The following is a 19314-nucleotide window of genomic DNA, read 5'->3' on the forward strand; positions in this document are numbered from 1 at the left end:
GGGAGGTGGCTGGCGACGGCGCCTTCGCGCCGACATTGCCGATCCCGGAAGGCACGGGCCCCGGAACCGGGAGCGGCACGAGTGGCGGCACGAGGTCAGGGATCGGCATCGGCACAGGCACGGGCACGGGTGGCCTCGCTGCAACGAAGACGGGGGGCGGACTCGACGCCACCTTGATCTCCCAGATCGAACGCGCGCTGGCCACCCACATCGGGCCGCTGGCGAAACACCTCGTGTCGCGCGATCTGGCGCGTCACGCCGACGGCGACGCGGGCGTCGACGTCGAGACGCTGTCGCGCTCCCTGGCGCGCCACCTCGCCGATGCGCCCGAGCGGGCGCAGTTCCTCGCGACGACCGCCGCGCTGGCCGCCGCGGCCGACAGGGCCAACAAGGGGTCCGGAGTTTGAGACAGGGGTGCAGAGTTTGAGATACTGTACATAACACCAGTCATCAGACCTGACCCCACCCGTGCCCTACACCGTCGCCGTCCGCGAACTCTGCGAGTTCACCGCCAAGCAAGGCGATCTGGACCTGCGCTTCACCCCGGCGCCGACGGCGCAGGAAGGCATCGCCGGCCATGCGCTCGTGTATGAGCGCCGGGGACCGGGCTATCGACGGGAACTGACGCTCAGCGGCGAGTTCGGAGACCTCCGCGTGCGAGGCCGCGCCGACGGCTTCGATCCGGAGCGCCAGCGCATCGAGGAGATCAAGACCTTCCGCGGCAGCCTCGATCGCCAGCGGCCCACGCATCGACAGCTTCACTGGGCCCAGGCGAAGGTCTACGCGTGGCTGTTGTGCCAGGCCGAGAACCTGTCCGACATCGAGGTCGCGCTGGTGTATCTGGACCTCGGCAGCCAGGAGGAAACGCTGCTGACCGAGCGCTGCACGGCGGCGGAACTGCAATCGCACTTCGAAGCCCTGTGCGAGCGGTTTCTGGCCTGGGCCGTCCTCGAGTTGGAACACCGCGAGCGCCGCGACGCGGCGCTGCTGGCGCTGCGCTTCCCGTTCGGGGATTTCCGCGGCGGGCAACGGGCGCTCGCCGAAGCGGTCTACCGCGCGGCCGCCACCGGCCGCTGCCTGCTCGCGCAGGCGCCGACCGGCATCGGCAAGACGATGGGAACGATCTTCCCCTTGCTGAAGGCCGCGCCCGGGCAGCGCCTGGACAAGGTGTTCTTCCTGGCGGCGAAGACTTCGGGGCGGCAGACCGCGCTGGATGCCATCGAGCGGCTGGCGCCTGCGGCGCCGCTGCGCGTGCTGGAACTCGTCGCCCGCGACAAGGCGTGTGAGCATCCGCACAGGGCCTGCAACGGCGAGTCCTGTCCGCTGGCCAAAGGCTTCTACGACCGGCTGCCCGACGCCCGGTCGGCGGCGCTGCGCGTCGGGCAAGACCTGGATACGGATCCGTGCCGCGAACCAGGCGTCGCGCTGACCCGCGACGCCGTGCGCGAGGTCGCGCTGGCTCACGGGGTCTGCCCGTACTACCTCAGCCAGGAACTGGTCCGCTGGGCCGACGTGGTCGTCGGCGACTACAACTACTACTTCGACCACGGCGCCCTGCTCCACGCCTTGACGCAGGTGAACCAATGGCGCGTCGGGCTGCTCGTCGACGAGGCGCACAACCTCGTCGAACGCGGCCGCAAGATGTACAGCGCGACGCTGTCGCCGGAGCGGCTCTTCCAGGCGCGGCACTCGTCGGGCGCCTCGGCGTCACCGCTGGTGCGCAAGGCGCTGGACAAGGTGCGGCGGAGCTGGCGGGCGATCGACAAGGCGCAGGTCGAGCCGTATGCGGCGTACGAGTTCTTCCCGGAGTCCCTGCTGAGCGCGCTGCAGCACGGCATCGGCGTGGTCGCCGAACACCTCGCCGCGCATCCCGACGACGCGGACGATGCGCTGCTCGACTTCCATTTCGAGGCGATGCACGTGACGCGCGCGGTGGAGTCCTTCGGGCCGCACTCGCTGGTCGACGTGCAGAAGCCGGAGGGCTTCAGCGCCAAGCCCGGCCCGTCCGTCCTCTGCATCCGCAACATCGTTCCCGCACCCTTCCTGCGCCCCCGGCTTGCGGCGGCGCAGACGAGCACGCTGTTCTCCGCGACGCTGCAGCCGCAAGGCTTCCACGCGGACCTGCTGGGACTGCCGGAGAACCACGTGAGCGTCGAGGTGCCCTCGCCCTTCGACGCCGGCCAACTGCAGGTGCATGTCGCGTCCCACATTTCCACGCGCTACCAGCATCGGCGTGCGTCGCTGCAGCCGATCACCGAGCTGATCGCCGCGCAGTACGGCCGCGCACCGGGCAACTACCTGGCCTTCCTCAGCAGCTACGACTACCTGGAGCAGGTGTCGACGCAACTCGCGGAACGCCATCCCGAGGTGCCGCAATGGCGTCAGTCGCGCCGCATGAGCGAGGGCGAGCAGCGCCAGTTCCTCGACCGGTTCACCGAGGATGGCCGCGGCGTCGGTTTCGCGGTGCTGGGCGGCGCGTTCGCGGAAGGCGTGGACCTGCCGGGACGGCGGCTCATCGGTGCGTTCCTGTCGACGCTCGGCCTGCCGCAGGTCAATGCCGTCAACGAGCAGATCCGGGCGCGCATGGAGAAGCTCTTCGGCGCGGGCTACGACTACACCTATCTCTACCCGGGTTTGCAGAAAGTCGTGCAGGCGGCGGGACGGGTGATCCGAACGACGGAAGACCGCGGCGTCGTCCATCTGATCGACGACCGGTTCGCGCGCGCCGACGTGCAGCGGCTGCTGCCGGCCTGGTGGGATCAGGGCCATCGCCCTCAGTAAGAAGGCTTCAGCACTTCCACCGCCGCTGGCCCTCACCCCCACCCTCTCCCGCAAGCGGGAGAGGGAGTCCGGGAGGCGCCGGCTCACACAACCTTTCGCAAGCGAAGAGGGGGCACTCTGGGAGTGCTCAGTGCATTCTCACTCCCTCTCCCGCTTGCGGGAGAGGGCGGGGGTGAGGGCCAGCGGCGCCCCGCAGTCAGTCAGGCCCCATGCTTGCCAAGGGAGCCCTGACCATGAGCTCCACCCGCGTCTACCGCTGCACCTGCGGCCACCGTCTCTACTTCCGCAACAGCGCCTGCCTGGCCTGCGCGGCGCCGCTCGGCTTCCTGCCGGACGACCTGACGCTGCACGCGCTGCTGCCCGGCCCCGCCGCCGCGACCTGGCGCATCGCGGGCGTGGACGGCCTCTTCACCCGCTGCGCCAACTTCCACACCGCCGCCGGCTGCAACTGGCTGATGCCGCTCGATGACCGACGTCGAGGGCAGCTCTGCGTCGCCTGCGCGCTCAACCGCACCATTCCCGATCTATCGCACCCCATCAACGCGGAACTCTGGGGCCGACTGGAGCGCGCCAAGCGGCGGCTCGTCTCGCAGCTCCTCGGCCTGCACCTGCCGGTCGAGCCGAAGTCCGAGGCCGGCAGCCGCGGGCTCGCCTTCGACTTCCTGCGCACCCTGCCCGGCCAGCCGCGCGTGATGACCGGCCACGCCTGGGGCGTCATCACCATCAACATCGAGGAAGCCGACGACGCCAAACGCGAGGCCGCCCGCCAGCGCATGGGCGAGTCCTACCGGACGCTGCTCGGGCATTTCCGCCACGAGATCGGTCATTACTACTGGGACCGGCTGGTCGCCGGCACGTCCTGGCAGGAGCCCTTCCGCGCGCTGTTCGGCGATGAGCGCCTCGACTACGCCGGCGCGCTTCAACGCCATCACCACACCGGCCCGCCGCCGGACTGGTCGCAGCGCTTCATCACCTCGTACGCCAGCGCGCATCCGTGGGAGGATTGGGCCGAGACCTGGGCGCACTACCTGCACTTGCGCGACACCATCGACACCGCCGGCAGCTTCAAGCTGCTGAGCACCGTCGACGACACCCGACCCCTGCCCTACGGCCCCGACGACCTCTGGTCGCCCGGCCACGCCACCAGCCCCGACTTCCTGCGCCTGCTGCGCGACTGGCTCGCCATCACCAGCGTGATGAACGAGATGTCCCGCGCCATGGGCCAGCCCGATTTCTATCCCTTCGTGCTGCAGCGCCGGGTCGTCCCGAAGCTGCACTTCATCCATTGCGTCGTCGAGAACGGCAGGACCCCATGATTCGCCTCGATCTCCACTTCGAACTGGACTACCGCATCGACGCGCCGCACGGCGATTTCGTGTTCAACATCCAGCCGGCCCACACGGCGGCGCAGCGGGTGCTGCAGGAGCACGTCGTGTTGACGCCCGATGTGCCGTGGCGCTCCGAAACCATTGCCAGCACGCGCAACCGCCTGCTGCGCGTGCGCGCACCGCAGGGGGATTTCCATCTGACCTACAGCGCCAGCGTCTCGATCGAGCACCGCTTCGGCGATCCTGCCTTCATCGGAGAGTGCCCGATCGACGAGTTGCCGGTCGAACTCCTGACCTACCTGGCGCCCAGCCGCTATTGCGAATCCGACCGGCTCATCCCGTGGGCCGAGGCCGAGTTCGGTCATGTGCCGCCCGGTTATGCGCGCGCCGCCGCGATCGCGGCCTGGGTGCAGCGGCACATCGCGTACGCGCCCTATGGATCGACGACGCAGACCACCGCGCTCGACACCCTGACGGATCGGGTGGGAGTCTGCCGCGATCAGGCGCACGTGATGATCGCGCTGTGCCGGGCGCTGTCGATGCCGGCGCGCTACGTGACCGGCACCGACTACGGGGCGGATCCGACCAAGGCACCGGACTTCCATGCGTATGTCGAGGTCTACCTCGGCAGGCGCTGGTACACCTTCGACGCGTCGGGCAACGGCATCCCGATGGGCTTCGTGCGCATCGGGACCGGACGCGACGCGGCGGACGTGCCGTTCGCGACGCTGTTTGGCCAGATCCAGGCGCCGTTCGCGCCGCTGGTGCGCGCGACGGCCTGCAGCGGGCCCGGGCTGCAACTTCCCGTCCGATCGGACCGGGCGCTGAGCAGCGACGGCGATTCCGCGGGATGTCTTCTCGCGCCGATCGCTGCGTGAAACGCCGGACATCGCAGTTCGCACCGTGACAGGACGCGGCTGAATCGCCTCCTTGTTCATTTCGTCTAATCGTATACGATAGACGAATGCTCCCCTGGATCTCCGACACCTCCCCCGACCTGCTCGCCGATGTGCGGGACACGTCGCTCGCCAAGCTCGTCCGCGACGAGGTGCTGAACGCGATCCTGCGCGGCGACCTGCCGCCGGGCCAGCGCATCAACGAACCCGACGTCGCGGCGCGTCTGCGTGTCTCCCGCGTTCCCGTACGCGAGGCGCTGCGCGAGCTTGAAAGCACCGGCCTGGTCGCCGCGCGCAAGCACGCCGGTGTCTTCGTGCGCGTGCTGGATCCCAAGGAAGTCGCCAACCTCTACGAGCTGCGCAGCCTGCTGGACGGCCACGCCGGCCGCCGGGCCGCCACCCTGGCCCGTCCCCGGCGCGACGCGCTCGTGAAGCGGCTGGTGACGCTGGGCCGCGAGATGAAGGCCAACGCCCGCCGCCGCGACGTGCAGGCCTATTACGCCGCCAACCTGGCCTTCCACTGGGCCATCGTCGAGGCGACCGACAACGAGCCGCTGACGCGCACCTACCAGGGCATCGTCCAGCAGTTGCACCTCTCGCGGCTGCGCAACCTGTCGCGCGACGTCGGCATGAAGGTGTCGATCGAGGAGCACGACCAGATCGTCGCCGCGCTCGAAGACGGCGACGCCGCGCTGTGCCAGCGGCTGCAGGAACACCACGTCAACGCGGCGCACGGCCGGCTGCTGGAGACGGAAGGCAAGAACGACGGCGACCATCCGATCCAGGCTGAAGACGAGGGCAAAACCAAGGGTCAGGCCTAGCGCCAGGACCCGGGCGGACGCCGGCGCATCCCCCCACCAAAGCAAGAACGAGGGCCATCACAAGAGCCCCGCTTCATCCGGAGACAAATCCATGACGAACCGACGATCCGTGCTGATCGCCGCTCCCGCGTTGCTGCTCGCCGCACGACGCTCCTGGGCGGCGGACACCTTCCCCAGCAAACCGATCCGCTACATCGTGCCGGTGGCCGCGGGCGGCGGCAGCGACTTCATCGGCCGCGCCGTGTGCGAACGCTGGGGTCATGCGCTCAACCAGACCTTCGTGGTCGACAACATGGGCGGTGGCGGCGGCGTGATCGCCACGCAGGCCACGGCCAAGGCGCCCGCCGACGGCTACACGCTGATGCAGGGCTACGTGGCCACGCACGGCACCAGCCCCGCCACGCGCAAGCTGCCCTACGACGCGGTCAAGGACTTCAGCCCCATCGGCATGATCGGCGGCACGCCCAACGTGCTGGTGGTCAACACCTCGGTGCCGGTCAACGACCTCAAGGGCTTCATCGAGTACTGCCGCAAGAACCCCGGCAAGCTGAGCTACGGCTCCTCGGGCGTGGGTTCGCTGACGCAGCTCGTGATGGAGCTGTTCAAGCAGCAGGCGGGCGTCTTCATGCTGCATGTGCCGTATCGCGGCATCGCGCCTGCCTTCACCGACCTGATGGGCGGCCAGACGCAGGCGATGTTCCCCGGGCTGGCCGCGGCGCTGCCGCACATCCGCTCCGGCCGCGTGAAGCCGCTGGCGGTCACCGGCACCGCGCGCAATCCGACGCTCAAGGACGTGCCCACGCTGATCGAGGCCGGCTTCAAAGGCTTCGATGCGATGCAGTGGTACGGCGTCGTCGGCCCTGCGGGCATTCCCCCGGCCGTCGTCAAGCAGCTCAACACGACGCTGAACACCATCCTCAAGGCGCCGGACATGCGCGAGAAGCTGGCGGGCGAAGCCGTCGACCCGACGGCCATGAGCCCCGAGCAGTTCGGGCATCACATCCAGGCCGAGGTGGCCCGTTGGACCACCCTGGCGCGCGACCGCAAGATCCACGTCGACGACTGAGACATCGACGCCCAGAGACCACCGAAGAACGACTGAAGGACGAAAGAACCCCATGGCCCGCAATACCCAGGTCGCCGCCGACCACAACGCCCCGCCCATCACCCAGATCCTCGCCCGCTACGTGGCCACGCATCCGTCGCGCGGCTGGAGCGACGCGGTGGACCACGAGGCCCATCGCACCTTCATGAACTGGGCCGGCTGTGCCGTCGGCGCCGCCGGTCACGAGGCGATGCAGGCGGCGCTGTCCGCCGTGCAGATGCTGGAACCGTCCGCGCAGGCCAGCATCCTCGGCCGCGCCGAGAAGGTCGACATGGCCGGCGCCGCGCTGCTCAACGGCATCAGCTCGCACACCTTCGACTTCGACGACACCCACCTGAAGACCATCATCCATCCGGCCGGTCCGGTGGCTTCGGCGGCGCTGGCGCTGGCCGAGCACCTGGGCCTGTCCGGCCGGCAGCTGATCGACGCGATGGTGCTGGGCATCGACGTGTCCTGCCGCATGGGCAACCTGGTCTACCCGGAGCACTACGACCGCGGCTGGCACATCACCGGTTCCACCGGCACGCTGGGCGCCGCGGCGGCCTGCGCGCGGCTGCTCGGCCTGGACGAGCACCACACCCAGATGGCGCTGGGCATCGCCGCATCGCAGCCCGTGGGCCTGCGCGAACAGTTCGGCACCATGACCAAGCCCTTCCACCCGGGCGGCGCGGCGCGCGCCGGGCTGCTGTCGGCGCTGCTCGCCAAGCACGGATACACCGCCAGCCCGCGCGCGCTGGAGGCACCGCGCGGCTTCGCGCAGGTCGTCTCGACGAAGTACGCCTGGAACGAGGCCACCGACGAACTCGGCGAGCGCTTCGAGATCTCCTTCAACACCTACAAGCCCTTCGCCTGTGGCATCGTCATCCATCCGAGCATCGACGCCGCCGTGCAGCTGCGCGATCAGGGCGTGAGGCCCGAGGACGTCGAGCGCATCGAGCTCAAGGTGCATTCGCTGGTGCTGGAGCTCACCGGCAAGAAGGAACCGGCGGACGGTCTGCAGGGCAAGTTCAGCGTCTATCACGGTGTGTCGGCCGGGCTGATCTTCGGCCGCGCCGGCGAGCCCGAGTACGAGGACGCGATCGTCATCCGCGAGGACGTCGTCGCGCTGCGCCGCAAGGTCGTCGCGACGGTGGATGACAGCATCGACGAGGCCTCGGTCGACATGACCGCGGTGCTGCGCGACGGACGCCGCGTGCATGTGTTCGTCGAACACGCGATCGGCTCGCTGCACAAGCCGATGAGCGACGCGGCACTGGACGCGAAGTTCCACTCGCAGTCGGACGTGGTCATCGGCGCCGCGCGCAGCGACGCGCTGATCGCGGCCTGCTGGAAGCTCGGCGAACTGGCCGACGTGCGCGAGCTGACCGCGCTGGCCCGCCCCTGAGAGGGGTCGCACGATGCGCGGCTACACCCTCCAGTACCGGGACGGTCATGCGGAGCTGACGCTCCGGGACGACCTGCCCCGCCCTGCCCCCGGTCCCGGTCAACTGCTGGTCCGCGTTCGCGCGGCCGGTCTGAACCGGGGTGAACTCCTGGCCGGTCACGGCCCCCAAGGCGGAAGTCCCAAGCCGCTGGGCGCGGAAGCGGCCGGCGAGGTGGTCGAAGTCGGCGTCGGCGTGCCAGGTTGGAAGGTCGGCGATCGCGCGATGGGCCGCTGCAACGGCGGTTTCGCCGACTTCGCGCTGATCAGCGAAGCGGAGGCGCTGCATGTGCCCGAGGCGCTCGACTGGACCGAAGCGGGCGCGATTCCGCTCACCTTCCTCGTCGTGTACGACATGCTCGTCGTCCAGGGTCGCCTGAAGGCGGGCGAGACCCTGCTGGTGGCGGGCGGCAGTTCCGGCGTCGGCGTGGCCGCGCTGTCGGCGGCCAAGGCGATGGGCGCGCGCGTGATCGCCACCTCGGGCAGCGCGGCCAAGCTGGCGCGGCTGACGACGCTGGGGCTGGACCTCGGCCTCGAGACCCGCGCGCCCGACTTCGCCGCTGCGGTACGCGAAGCCACGGAGGGCCGCGGCGCGGACCTGGCCATCGACACCGTCGGCGGCAGCGTCTTCGCCGAGTGCGTGCGGTCGCTGGGCTTCCAGGGACGGCTGGCGATGGTCGGCTACGTCGACGGCGTGCTCCGGGCCGAGCTCGACCTCGAAGCACTGCACGCGCGCCGCCTCCATCTGTTCGGCGTTTCGAACAAGCTGCGCACGCCGCAGCAGCGCGCGGAGCCGGTGCCCGGCTTTCGGGCCGACTGGTTGCCCCTATTCGCCGATGGCCGCCTGCGGCCCGTGGTGGACCGCGTCTTCCGCTTCGAGGAACTCGCGCAAGCCAAGGCCTCGATGGAGCAGGCCGAGCATCTGGGCAAGATCGTGCTGGCGGGCAGCGCGGACTGATCACCAAGGACATCGCCATGAACGTTCAACGTCGAGAACTCTGTGCGGCGGGTGCCGCCACCTGGCTGCTGAGCGCCTGCGCGTCGCCGGCGGCGGGACCGGCAAGCGGTTCGCAGGCCGCCGCGGCCGAGCTGAGCAGCACCGGCAAGCTGCGCGCTGCGATCAACCTCGGCAATCCCATCCTGGCCAGCCGCGGCGCGGACGGCGAGTTGCGCGGCGTCTCCGTGGACCTCGCGCGCGAGGCGGCGCGTCGCCTGGGCGTGAGCATCGAGCTGGTTGCCTTCAACGCGGCGGGCAAGGTGGTCGAAGCCATCAAGGACAGGCAGGTGGATCTCGCCTTCGTCGCGATCGACCCGCTGCGCGGCGCCGACACGGACTACACGGCGCCGTACGTGATCATCGAAGGCGCCTACCTGGTCCGCAACGATGCGCCGCAGCGGCGCAATGAGGACGTCGACCGCACGGGCACGCGCATCGTCGTGGGGCGCGGCAGCGCCTACGACCTCTACCTGACCCGCGAGATCAAGTCCGCCACGCTGGTGCGCGCGCCGACGTCGCCGGCGGTCACCGACATGTTCATCGCCGACCAGCTCGACGTCGCCGCCGGCGTGCGCCAGCAGCTCGAGGCCGATGCGCGTCGCGTCGGCGGCGTGCGCCTGCTGCCGGGCCGCTTCATGGTGATCGAACAGGCGATGGGCGTGCCCAAGGGGCGCGTCGCGGCGCGGCGCTGGCTCAGCGCGTTCGTCGAGGAGATGAAGGCCTCCGGTTTCGTGGCGGAGGCGCTGCGGCGGCATGGGATCGAAGGGGCGTTCGTGGCGCCACCCGGACGCGCTCCCGTGGCGCCTTGAATGGAACACTGTCCTACACCGCCGCGATTCGCTTGGCGTTAATCTCAAGAGCGACTGCCTCTTGAAGGAGACCCCCATGGAATCGCCCACCCATCAGTTCCACGACCTGTTCGATCAACTCGGCCTGCCCTCCTCCGAGGCGGAGATCCGCGAGTTCATCTCCGTGCACCGTCCGCTGCCCGGCGACGTGAAGATCACCGAGGCGCCGTTCTGGACCGAGCCTCAGAAGCGCCTGCTGAAGGGGCTGCTGCTGCAGGACGCGGACTGGGCGGAGGTCGTCGACCAGTTGAACGTGGCGCTCCATTGATCCCTGCCCGCCCGAATCAGCATTCTGCTGATTGACCGACGCCCGGCCACCGCCGTCCACTGGGGTCCCACTTCGCCCCCAGGAGCAAGCGATGGCCAGCGCACGCGTCCCGGCAGACCCCGACCATCTTCCCCCGACCGGTCGACCGGCCGCCGCGCGTCAGGACCGGCCCGATCCTGCGAACCAGACCCGACCCGAGGCGACCAGCGTGTCGTCCTCGCCGCGGGTGCAGCGACAGGCCCGGACCATCGAGCGGCTGTTCGGTCCCCAGCCCGGCCCGGTCCTCCAGCGCAGCATCCACCACCACACGGTCGAAGCGGGCTGGAAGATCGTCGAATCCGGCACCGCCGGCACCCACCAGCCGGGAGATCCCGCCCAGGGCGTGTATTTCAACGACCTGACGGGGCACTACGGCGCCACGGCGAATGACGTGCGCGCCGGCTTGGCCGACCGTCTGATGCATGTCGGCAGCCTACCCGAGCTCGACGAGGATCTGGCGCTCCAATGGGGGCCCCTGGCCGTCAGACTGGGCGTCTATACCGAGAAGGCCCTCGGCAAGGTCAAGGAGAAGGACGTCGGCAAGAAGGATGGCGACCGAATGATCAACGTCGGCTCGCTGTACATGGTCGATCTCGACAGGCCCGATCTCGACGAGACGGTGGCCCGCTCGCGCATGCCCATGGAGGACATCGTCGCCTGCGCCGCCTTCGTGCGCGGGCTGATGCGCGCCAACGGACAGCTCGACCACATCCGGCGGGCGCCGTGGTGGCAGGAAGGCGGGCTGAAAGTCCGGGTCGACATGAACTACTACCACAACCGCCCGCTCGACAAGACGAGCCGCAATGTCGGCATGCACAAGGACACGGCCGGCGACAACATCTTCGTGAACCTGGTGTTCACCAACACCGCGGCGACACCGGCCACCGAATGGACGCAGGACCGCGCCGCGATCATCGGCAGGAAAAAGGAAAAGATGCTGGCAAAGGGCGTCCCGGAAAGCCTGCTCGACGAGTTCCACCAGGCCAAGGCCTTGCTGTCCGGCCTGCAGGCGCCCGGAAAGGACCGCATCGAGGGCGGCGTGATGCCCGCCATGGCCTTCGTGTCGTGGGTGGACGAACTGGCCTGGCACGCCACGCCATCGTTGCTCAACCGGCTCAAGGTGACAAAGGACATGCTGCCGCAGGTGAAGACCTGGTTCCAGTCGCCCGGAGAAGTCTCCGCGGCCAAGAACGGGCCCACGCTGTTCATCAATGTGCTGGGCCTCCTGCATGGGCAGGCGCCGGCGCTCTTCGACGGCACCGGTTTCCTGGAGTGGCAGTTCTCCGACAAGGGCGACGAGGTCCAGCAGTGGTACGAGAGCCACTTCAAGGTCGACGCCCGTGCCAAGCTGCTCGAGCAATGGGTGGCGGTGCTGGAGGCGGAGCAGGCCAAGCGGGCGGGCCTGGTCGGCAACAGCCTGGACAGCGAACTGGAAGATTTCGTCGAGGACGAGAAGGACGACAGCTCGTCGGAGGAGGAGGAGGAGGCGCTGTACCAGCCCACCGGCATCAGCGGCCGGCCGCGCTCCAACAGCGACGCCGAGACCCAGGCGACGGTCACCGAAGCCGCCGAGCAGCAGGGTCTGCGCTCGTTCATCCGGACCTGGGTACGGATCGAGCCCACGGGCTGACGAGCCGACCGTGGGGATGGCGAGGCGCCTACATCAGACGCCTTGCCTGATTCCTCAGCAGCCAGCAGAAATGGGCAAAACTCCGGCAGCTTCGTGCGTTGCCCGGATCCGCTCCGCGGCGAACAATCCGCTCCATCGACACGATTCCTCGTTCACCCCTCGCGGAGCCCAAAGCCATGAACAATTTCAGCCTCAACACGCCCACCAAGATCCTCTTCGGCAAAGGCCAGATCGCCGGGATCGCCAGCGAGATTCCCGCGGACGCCCGAATCCTGATCACGTACGGCGGCGGCAGCATCAAGAAGAACGGCGTGCTGGACCAGGTCCGCGCCGCGTTGACCGGCCGCACGGTGTTCGAGTTCGGCGGCATCGAGCCGAACCCGACGTTTGAAACGCTGATGAAGGCCGTCGAGGTCGTCAAGGCCGAGCGGGTCGACTTCCTGCTCGCCGTCGGCGGCGGCTCCGTCGCGGACGGCACCAAGTTCATCGCCGCGGCGGCGCAGTACGACGCCGCCAAGGACCCATGGGAGATCCTGCTGACCCGCGGCTCGAAGGTCACCAGCGCCGTGAAGATGGGCGTCGTGCTGACGCTGCCTGCCACTGGCTCCGAGTCCAACAACGGCGCTGTCGTCAGCCGCAAGGCCACCGGCGACAAGTTGCCCTTCTTCTCGGCCTACACCTACCCGGTGTTCGCGGTCCTCGATCCGGTGACCACCTACAGCCTGCCCGCGCGCCAGGTGGCCAACGGCGTCGTCGACGCCTTCGTCCACACGGTCGAGCAATACCTGACTTATCCGGCCGAGGGCCGGATTCAAGACCGCTTCTCCGAGGGCATCCTGCTGACGCTGATCGAGGAAGGTCCGCGCGCGCTGGCCGAGCCGGAGAACTACGACGTCCGCGCCAACGTCATGTGGAGCGCGACGCAGGCCTTGAACGGTCTGATCGGCGCCGGTGTTCCGCAGGATTGGGCAACGCACATGATCGGCCACGAGCTGACGGCGATGCACGGGCTGGACCACGCCCAGACGCTGGCGGTCGTGCTGCCCTCGGTGCTCGAATACAAGAAGGAGCAGAAGCGCGCCAAGCTGCTGCAGTACGCGGACCGCGTCTGGGGTCTGCGCGACGGCAGCGAGGAACAGCGGATCGACGGCGCGATCGCCGCGACGCGCGCCTTCTTCGAGCAGCTGGGCGTGGGCACGCGCCTGTCGGCCTACGGGCTGGACGGCAGCACCATCCCGGCGATGATCGCCAAGCTGGAGGAGCACGGCGGCAAGGCGCTGGGCGAGCACCAGGACGTGCGGCTCGAGGACAGCCGACGCATCCTCGAAGCGGCTCGTTGAGCTGGCGCTGAGTCCTCGCTGACTCCTGACTGATCTCCCCGCTTTCGTGGCGCACGCGGCCTGCAGACCGCGTGCGCCCGAAGTCATTTGAAGCACCCATGGCCACCACCCTCAACGACAGCATCCGGCGGCGGATCATCGACACCGCGACCCGCTACAAGTCCGGCGCCTTCTCGACGCCGTCACCGGTGGACGGCGTCCGTATCCTGTATTCCGAGACGGCGCATCCGCGCACGCCGGTGCTGTACGAGCCCTCCATCGTCATCGTGGCGCAGGGCGCGAAGGTGGGGCATGTCGGCGAGAAGACCTTCCGCTACGACGCGGAGAACTACCTGCTGCTGACGGTGCCCCTGCCCTTCGAGTGCCAGACGATCGCGAGCAAGAAGGAGCCCTTCGTCGGCGTGTCCATCGACATCGACACGGCGGTGCTGCAGGAGCTGCTGATCGAGCTGGAGGACGAGACGCTGGACCGCCCCGCGAGCCTGGAGGCTGCCGGCGTCAACAGCGCGGCGTTCACCGAGGACGTGCTGTGCGCGATCGAGCGGCTGTTCGACGCGATGCATCGTCCGCGCGACGCGAAGGTGCTGGGCAAGCTCATCCTCAAGGAGATCATCTACCACGTGCTGTGCGGCGACAGCGGCGCGGCGCTGCAGGCGCTGGCCAACCGGCACACGCACTTCGCGCAGGTGACGAAGGCGCTGCAGCACATCGAATCCAACTTCGCCAAGCCGCTCAGCGTCGAGCAGCTGGCGGGGCTGGTGAACATGAGCGTGTCCGCCTTCCATCACAACTTCAAGGCGGTGACCAACACCTCGCCGCTGCAGTACGTGAAGAGCTACAAGCTGCACAAGGCGCGCTTGATCATGCTCAACGAAGGCGTGAAGGCCGGCGTAGCGGCGACCCGCGTGGGGTACGAGAGTCCGTCGCAGTTCAGCCGGGAGTTCAAGCGCTACTTCGGCGCCACGCCGGTGGATGAGGTGGCGAGGTTGAGGGCGTTCAGCCCGGCGGTCTCTTAGCGCGAAGAGCGAAGAGTGGAAGCGGAGAGCGCCAGGAGCGCTGCTGTCGGTGATCTACCGACACGCAATGCGGTCCAAGCCGGACGCGGAGCACCGAAGTCCGGAGATACCGCGCGATGGGGCGCCACGCCACACTGCGGTAACGCAATCGCTGGACGCCCACCATGAAGATCCTTCTTGTTGATCCCTCTCCGACCTGGATCGCCACCCTGCGCCACCGGCTCGGCGACGTGCCCGGCGCCGTCGTGGTGGCCCAGTGCGCCTGCGAAGAGCACGCCGTGATCACCGCAGCCTTGTGCCAACCCGACGTGGTGATCTGCGACGTGGCCCTGGCCGAAGGCTCCGGCTTGAACACCGTCGCCCGGATGCGCAAGGCAGGCTTCCGCGGCGTGGCCTTCGCGATCAGCAACGCGGACGAGGCACTGTTCGGCCCGCGCTGCATGGAGGCCGGTCTGAACGCCTTCTACAGTCGGGAGTCCGAGTTGGACGTGCTCCTGGACGCGCTCTGCGAGTTCAGCGAAACGCCGCTGACCTTCCACCAGCCCAAGCTCCGGCAACTGGCCGTGGCCGCCTGATCTCGCCCGGCTGATCGCCGAGGCACCATTGATCGAGGCGACTCGTCGCCTCGATCGTCCATCGTTCCCCCTCGTCTTCCTTCGCCGTCATCCGCCGTCATTCGCTTGCCCATCATTACAACTTTTGTTGTAATGTCAGCCATGGACAAGACAACCGCCCTCGCCGGCCTCGGCGCGCTGGCACATCCGATTCGACTCGACGCGTTCCGCGCGCTGGTGGTCGCGGGACAGGACGGCCTGACGCCCGGCGCCCTCGTCGACATGCTCGGCGTCGCCTACGCCAAGCTGGGTTTCCATCTGAAGGATCTCGCCGAGGCGGGGCTCGTCACCTCGGAGCAGGTCGGCCGCAACGTGGTCTACCGGGCCGTGTATCCCCAGATGAACGCGCTCCTGGCCTACCTCACCGAGAACTGCTGCCAGGGTGCCGCCTGCGCCGTGACGCCGGGCTCGGCCCGTTGCGACTGCTGACCGGGGCCCCGACATGACGTCGACGACCTCCAACGTGCTCATCCTGTGCACGCACAACTCCGCTCGCAGCGTCCTCGCCGAGGGCATGCTCAACCACTGGGCGAAGCGGCTCGGCAAGCAGGTCGAGGCATTCAGCGCGGGCAGCGCACCCAGCGGGCGACTCAACCCGTTCGCGCTCGAGGTGCTGCAGGCCGCCGGCATCGACACCACGGGCCATCGCAGCAAGAGCTGGGACGAGTTCACCACGCCGGACGCGCCACCGCTGTCCCTTGTCATCACCGTGTGCGACAGCGCCGCCGCCGAGCAATGCCCCGTGTTCTTCGGTGGAAGCGGGCAACCGGTTAAGGTGCACTGGGGCTATCCGGACCCGTCCGACACCGAAGGCGGCGATGCAGGCAAGCGCCGAGCGTTCGAGCTCACGCGGCAGGCCATCGGCTATCGCATGCTGCAGCTGGTGCAGCTGCCCTTGTCGACAATGGGCAAGGCGCAACTCCAGCAGGCGCTGGGCGAGATCGCCCGGAGCTGAGATGTCGGACCTGCCCCGCAAGCTGTTCGCCGAACTCCTGGGAACCGCGCTCCTGCTCGCCATCGTGATCGGCTCCGGCGTCATGGCGCAGCGCCTCAGCGGCGGCAACACGGCCGTTGCGCTGCTGGCCAACACGCTGGCCACGGTGGGAGGTCTCTACGTCCTGATAGAGGTGTTCGGGCCCGTCAGCGGCGCGCACTTCAATCCGACGGTCAGCGTCGTCATGGCGTGGCGCGGCGAACTGACCCGGGTCGAGCTGCCGGCTTACCTCGTCGCGCAGCTGTCAGGCGCCGTGCTGGGCGCATGGCTCGCGCACGCGATGTTCGACATGAGCCTGTTCCAGGTCTCCACCCAGCTGCGCAGCGGCACGGGTCAGTGGATCGCCGAAGCGGTCGCCACATTCGGCCTCCTGCTGGTGATCCTGCGCGCACCCCGGGCACGCGCGGCGGCCATGGTTGCGGCCTACATCGGCGCGGCCTACTGGTTCACCGCCTCGACGTCCTTCGCCAATCCGGCGGCCGTCGTCGGTCGCGTGTTCAGCAACAGCTTTGCCGGCATCGCGCCCGCAAGCGCGCCAGCCTTCATCGTCGCCGAGTTCATCGGCGCAGCCCTCGCGGTGGGCGTGCATCAACTGCTGCTGCCACCCCGGTCCGCCGGCCGCGAGGCCCTTCCCCACCCACCGACGCCTGAACGCCATGTCTGACCTTCTCTTTCCCGACGCCACCTTGCCGGCGCTGAGCGCGGACCTGCTGGAGGTCCCCACGCTGGATCGCCTCTCGGTGGTGGCGCCTTCCCGGCACCGCCCGCGCATCCTCCTGCTGTACGGATCGCTGCGCGAGCGCTCCTACAGCCGCCTGCTGAGCTTCGAGGCGGCGCGCCTGCTGGAGGCCCTGGGCGCGGAGGTCCGGATCTTCAACCCGACCGGCCTGCCCCTGCCCGACGATGCGCCAGAGACGCATCCCAAGGTCCGTGAACTGCGCGAGCTGGCCGCCTGGTCCGAAGGGATGGTCTGGTGCTCGCCGGAACGGCATGGGGCCATGACCGGGATCATGAAGACGCAGATCGACTGGATCCCGCTGTCGACGGGCTCGGTGCGGCCCACCCAGGGCAAGACGCTCGCCGTGATGCAGGTGTCGGGCGGCTCGCAGTCGTTCAACGCCGTCAACCAGATGCGCCTGCTGGGCCGCTGGATGCGCATGCTGACCATCCCGAACCAGTCGTCGGTCGCCAAGGCCTTCGCCGAGTTCACCGAGGACGGACGCATGAAGCCGTCGCCCTTCTACGACCGCGTGGTCGACGTGATGGAAGAGCTGGTCAAGTTCACGCTGTTGACCCGGGACCTCGGCCCTTCCCTGTTGAACCGCTACAGCGAGCGCAAGGAGACCGCGGCGGAGCTGGCCAAGCGCGTCGACCTCGGTGCGGCGACCGGCTGCGCGTCGAAAGCGTCACGCTGCTGCACCTGAAGACGGTCTCACTGCTCGCCCGCCCCGATGGCATGCCGCAGCCCCTCCAGCGCCGGCGCCACGACCGACATGTCCGCGCCTTCGGCAAACACCGCGTAGGCCGGATAGAGGAACTCCGGCGCGCCGCGGATGCGGCGCAGCTTGCCGCTCTCCAGGTGCTTGCGCACCACCGCCAGCCGGAAGTAGCCGGAACCGCCGGCCGCCAGCACGTACTCGCGCCCCAGCGGCCCCAGTCCCGCCGACACCCCCGCGTGGCCCATCTCCGGAAAGGCCAGCGCATGCTGAGCCGCGAACTCCGGCCCCCAGTCCACGTAGACGTAGTCCTCGGGATCGAGCTTCTGCCCGCGCTTGCGCGTGGTGACGAGCACCAGCTTCTCCTCGAGCAGCAGCTCGATGCGCAGCCCCGGACGCTGCTGCGGCGCGTACACCACGGCGACATCGAGGGTCCCGGAGGCCACGCGGTCGATCAGGTCCGCCGGGAAGCCGACCTCCGTGCGCAAGGCCAGATGCGGCGCCGACGTGCGCATCCACAGCAGCCAGTCGAGCAGCAGCGGATCCCACAGGCTGAGCTCGCAGCCGATGGTCATCACCGACTCGCGCCCCGGCGGCAGGGCCACCTGGTGGCGCGCGCGCTCCCACACCTGCACCAGCATCGAGGCGTAGCGCGTGAACTGCTCGCCCGCCGGCGTCAAGGTCGCCCCGGCCTTGTTGCGGACGAACAGCGTGGTGCCGAGCAGTTCCTCCAGCGTCCGCACCCGCGCGCTCACCGCCGTCTGCGTGACGTGCAGGCTCTCCGCCGCGCGGACGAAACTGCCCGCGGCGACGATCTCCAGGAAGGTGCGAGCCAGCGTGATGTCCACGGGAAACCTCGTCGTTGCCGAATCAGTGCAACTATTCTGCACTTAAACAGCAATAAGACTCGCTTTACCTGCACCAACAGTGGATCGACGATGACGGCATCGACATGCCCAATCGAGGCCAAGGAGCCCGTCATGAAATTCGCTACGACGCACGTCATCCCCTCCCGCCGCGCCGCGCCTTCGCAGCAGCCAGGCATTCCGGCCTGGCTGGACAAGCTGCTGACCCGGCTCTTCAGCGGTCTGCGCGACGACGCCTACATCCATTGAGCGTCAGCGCGTGAACGTCAGCCCGTGAACACCCGCAGCGTCTGCGTCGTTCACGGGTTGCGGGTCAGCACGGCCGCCGCCCGCCAACGCTGCGGGAACAGCTGCCGGAGCTGCTCGACCTTGGGCAGATCGTTGATCACGATGTACGGGTTCCGCGGATTCCGTTCGAGGTAGTCCTGGTGATAGCCCTCCGCGGGATAGAAGGCCTTGCCCGCCTCGATCTTCGTCGCCAGGCTCTTCGGGAATGACCGCGCGGCATCCAGCTGGGCGATGTAGGCCTGGGCCACCCGGGCCTGCTCGGCGTCGCGCGGGAAGATCGCCGAGCGGTATTGCGGCCCGCTGTCCGGCCCCTGGCGGTCGAGCTCCGTCGGGTCGTGCGCGACCGAGAAGAAGATCTGCAGCAGCGCGCCGTAGCTGACCTGCGTCGGGTCGTAGGTGATCTCGACCGCTTCCGCGTGTCCGGTCAGGCCGCTGCCCACCATCTCGTAATGCGCGGTGGCGGCGTTGCCGCCGGCATAACCGGACACCACGCGGGTCACGCCCTTCACGTGCTGGAACACGCCTTGCACGCCCCAGAAGCAGCCGCCCGCGAAGACCGCCATCTCCGTGGTGCGCGCCCCATTGGCGGCGACATGGGCGGCGACATCGGACGTCGGCGCCGCGACG

Annotated in this window: 21 protein-coding genes; 19 read left to right on the top strand and 2 right to left on the bottom strand. The window is 68.8% G+C overall.

The features are described 5' to 3' along the window. From VF536_RS17445 to arsH, 18 genes are all read left to right on the top strand, one after another. Nucleotides 1-407 (top strand): hypothetical protein (locus VF536_RS17445; RefSeq protein ID WP_414710402.1); only part of this gene is annotated, 407 nt, incomplete at its 5' end. Between the two features lie 61 nt (nt 408-468). Beyond that, nucleotides 469-2781 (top strand): ATP-dependent DNA helicase, encoded by a 2313-nt coding sequence (locus VF536_RS17450; protein ID WP_331616129.1) that lies wholly within the window; start codon nt 469-471, stop codon nt 2779-2781. A gap of 233 nt (nt 2782-3014) precedes the next feature. After that, entirely contained in the window at nt 3015-4097 is a 1083-nt protein-coding gene (locus VF536_RS17455; RefSeq protein ID WP_331616130.1) for a zinc-binding metallopeptidase family protein, read from the top strand. Next, nucleotides 4094-4987: a transglutaminase family protein gene (locus VF536_RS17460; RefSeq protein WP_331616131.1), complete on the top strand. Its 894-nt coding sequence runs from the start codon at nt 4094-4096 to the stop codon at nt 4985-4987. Before VF536_RS17455 ends, VF536_RS17460 begins: the two co-directional genes overlap by 4 nt. An 86-nt stretch (nt 4988-5073) precedes the next feature. Then, nucleotides 5074-5826: a GntR family transcriptional regulator gene (locus VF536_RS17465; protein ID WP_331616132.1), complete on the top strand. Its 753-nt coding sequence runs from the start codon at nt 5074-5076 to the stop codon at nt 5824-5826. 91 nt (nt 5827-5917) lie between these two features. Continuing rightward, nucleotides 5918-6892: a tripartite tricarboxylate transporter substrate binding protein gene (locus VF536_RS17470; protein WP_331616133.1), complete on the top strand. Its 975-nt coding sequence runs from the start codon at nt 5918-5920 to the stop codon at nt 6890-6892. A gap of 52 nt (nt 6893-6944) precedes the next feature. Then, nucleotides 6945-8315: an MmgE/PrpD family protein gene (locus tag VF536_RS17475; RefSeq protein WP_331616134.1), complete on the top strand. Its 1371-nt coding sequence runs from the start codon at nt 6945-6947 to the stop codon at nt 8313-8315. 13 nt (nt 8316-8328) lie between these two features. Beyond that, nucleotides 8329-9309, top strand: coding sequence for a zinc-binding dehydrogenase (locus VF536_RS17480; RefSeq protein ID WP_331616135.1), 981 nt, complete (start codon nt 8329-8331; stop codon nt 9307-9309). Nucleotides 9310-9326: 17 nt separating this feature from the next. Next, nucleotides 9327-10157: an ABC transporter substrate-binding protein gene (locus VF536_RS17485; RefSeq protein WP_331616136.1), complete on the top strand. Its 831-nt coding sequence runs from the start codon at nt 9327-9329 to the stop codon at nt 10155-10157. 76 nt (nt 10158-10233) lie between these two features. Then, nucleotides 10234-10464 (top strand): DUF2789 domain-containing protein, encoded by a 231-nt coding sequence (locus tag VF536_RS17490; RefSeq protein ID WP_331616137.1) that lies wholly within the window; start codon nt 10234-10236, stop codon nt 10462-10464. A 91-nt stretch (nt 10465-10555) separates the two neighbouring features. Further along, nucleotides 10556-12133 (top strand): hypothetical protein, encoded by a 1578-nt coding sequence (locus VF536_RS17495; RefSeq protein WP_331616138.1) that lies wholly within the window; start codon nt 10556-10558, stop codon nt 12131-12133. A 176-nt stretch (nt 12134-12309) separates the two neighbouring features. Continuing rightward, on the top strand, nt 12310-13473 hold the full coding sequence (gene yqhD / locus VF536_RS17500; RefSeq protein ID WP_331616139.1) for an alcohol dehydrogenase: 1164 nt from the start codon (nt 12310-12312) through the stop codon (nt 13471-13473). A gap of 98 nt (nt 13474-13571) precedes the next feature. Beyond that, on the top strand, nt 13572-14489 hold the full coding sequence (locus VF536_RS17505; RefSeq protein WP_331616140.1) for an AraC family transcriptional regulator: 918 nt from the start codon (nt 13572-13574) through the stop codon (nt 14487-14489). Between the two features lie 164 nt (nt 14490-14653). After that, on the top strand, nt 14654-15064 hold the full coding sequence (locus tag VF536_RS17510; protein WP_331616141.1) for a response regulator: 411 nt from the start codon (nt 14654-14656) through the stop codon (nt 15062-15064). A gap of 141 nt (nt 15065-15205) precedes the next feature. After that, on the top strand, nt 15206-15532 hold the full coding sequence (locus VF536_RS17515; protein ID WP_331616143.1) for a helix-turn-helix transcriptional regulator: 327 nt from the start codon (nt 15206-15208) through the stop codon (nt 15530-15532). A 13-nt stretch (nt 15533-15545) separates the two neighbouring features. Further along, nucleotides 15546-16058, top strand: coding sequence for an arsenate reductase ArsC (locus VF536_RS17520; RefSeq protein WP_331616144.1), 513 nt, complete (start codon nt 15546-15548; stop codon nt 16056-16058). A gap of 1 nt (nt 16059) precedes the next feature. Further along, a complete protein-coding gene (locus VF536_RS17525; protein ID WP_331616145.1) occupies nt 16060-16761 on the top strand; it encodes an MIP/aquaporin family protein in 702 nt (233 codons plus the stop codon). After that, nucleotides 16754-17521 (top strand): arsenical resistance protein ArsH, encoded by a 768-nt coding sequence (arsH, locus tag VF536_RS17530; RefSeq protein ID WP_331616146.1) that lies wholly within the window; start codon nt 16754-16756, stop codon nt 17519-17521. The genes VF536_RS17525 and arsH overlap by 8 nt, the downstream gene beginning before the upstream one ends. 8 nt (nt 17522-17529) lie before the next feature. Here the strand turns inward: arsH and VF536_RS17535 are convergent, their stop codons facing one another. Further along, the gene (locus VF536_RS17535; protein WP_331616147.1) at nt 17530-18381 is read right to left on the bottom strand and encodes a LysR family transcriptional regulator; all 852 of its coding nucleotides are present in this window, start codon (nt 18379-18381) and stop codon (nt 17530-17532) included. 132 nt (nt 18382-18513) lie between these two features. On the opposite strand from VF536_RS17535, the gene VF536_RS17540 reads away from it, so the two are divergent. Then, a complete protein-coding gene (locus VF536_RS17540; protein WP_331616148.1) occupies nt 18514-18648 on the top strand; it encodes a hypothetical protein in 135 nt (44 codons plus the stop codon). 50 nt (nt 18649-18698) lie between these two features. On the opposite strand, the gene msrA is transcribed toward VF536_RS17540, so the two are convergent. Next, nucleotides 18699-19314 (bottom strand): peptide-methionine (S)-S-oxide reductase MsrA (gene msrA / locus VF536_RS17545; RefSeq protein ID WP_331616149.1); only part of this gene is annotated, 616 nt, incomplete at its 5' end.

The organism is Roseateles sp., from assembly GCF_036486225.1.
In the GTDB taxonomy this organism is placed as follows: domain Bacteria; phylum Pseudomonadota; class Gammaproteobacteria; order Burkholderiales; family Burkholderiaceae_C; genus Roseateles.

Excerpts from the sequence above, each read along its gene's own strand:
- VF536_RS17515 (WP_331616143.1), top strand. The coding sequence starts at position 15,206 with ATGGACAAGACAACCGCCCTCGCCGGCCTCGGCGCGCTGGCACATCCG.
- yqhD (WP_331616139.1), top strand. The coding sequence starts at position 12,310 with ATGAACAATTTCAGCCTCAACACGCCCACCAAGATCCTCTTCGGCAAA.
- VF536_RS17490 (WP_331616137.1), top strand. The coding sequence starts at position 10,234 with ATGGAATCGCCCACCCATCAGTTCCACGACCTGTTCGATCAACTCGGC.
- VF536_RS17525 (WP_331616145.1), top strand. The coding sequence starts at position 16,060 with ATGTCGGACCTGCCCCGCAAGCTGTTCGCCGAACTCCTGGGAACCGCG.
- VF536_RS17520 (WP_331616144.1), top strand. The coding sequence starts at position 15,546 with ATGACGTCGACGACCTCCAACGTGCTCATCCTGTGCACGCACAACTCC.
- arsH (WP_331616146.1), top strand. The coding sequence starts at position 16,754 with ATGTCTGACCTTCTCTTTCCCGACGCCACCTTGCCGGCGCTGAGCGCG.
- VF536_RS17465 (WP_331616132.1), top strand. The coding sequence starts at position 5,074 with ATGCTCCCCTGGATCTCCGACACCTCCCCCGACCTGCTCGCCGATGTG.
- VF536_RS17480 (WP_331616135.1), top strand. The coding sequence starts at position 8,329 with ATGCGCGGCTACACCCTCCAGTACCGGGACGGTCATGCGGAGCTGACG.
- VF536_RS17510 (WP_331616141.1), top strand. The coding sequence starts at position 14,654 with ATGAAGATCCTTCTTGTTGATCCCTCTCCGACCTGGATCGCCACCCTG.
- VF536_RS17475 (WP_331616134.1), top strand. The coding sequence starts at position 6,945 with ATGGCCCGCAATACCCAGGTCGCCGCCGACCACAACGCCCCGCCCATC.
- VF536_RS17470 (WP_331616133.1), top strand. The coding sequence starts at position 5,918 with ATGACGAACCGACGATCCGTGCTGATCGCCGCTCCCGCGTTGCTGCTC.
- VF536_RS17485 (WP_331616136.1), top strand. The coding sequence starts at position 9,327 with ATGAACGTTCAACGTCGAGAACTCTGTGCGGCGGGTGCCGCCACCTGG.
- VF536_RS17455 (WP_331616130.1), top strand. The coding sequence starts at position 3,015 with ATGAGCTCCACCCGCGTCTACCGCTGCACCTGCGGCCACCGTCTCTAC.
- VF536_RS17460 (WP_331616131.1), top strand. The coding sequence starts at position 4,094 with ATGATTCGCCTCGATCTCCACTTCGAACTGGACTACCGCATCGACGCG.
- VF536_RS17495 (WP_331616138.1), top strand. The coding sequence starts at position 10,556 with ATGGCCAGCGCACGCGTCCCGGCAGACCCCGACCATCTTCCCCCGACC.
- VF536_RS17505 (WP_331616140.1), top strand. The coding sequence starts at position 13,572 with ATGGCCACCACCCTCAACGACAGCATCCGGCGGCGGATCATCGACACC.
- VF536_RS17540 (WP_331616148.1), top strand. The coding sequence starts at position 18,514 with ATGAAATTCGCTACGACGCACGTCATCCCCTCCCGCCGCGCCGCGCCT.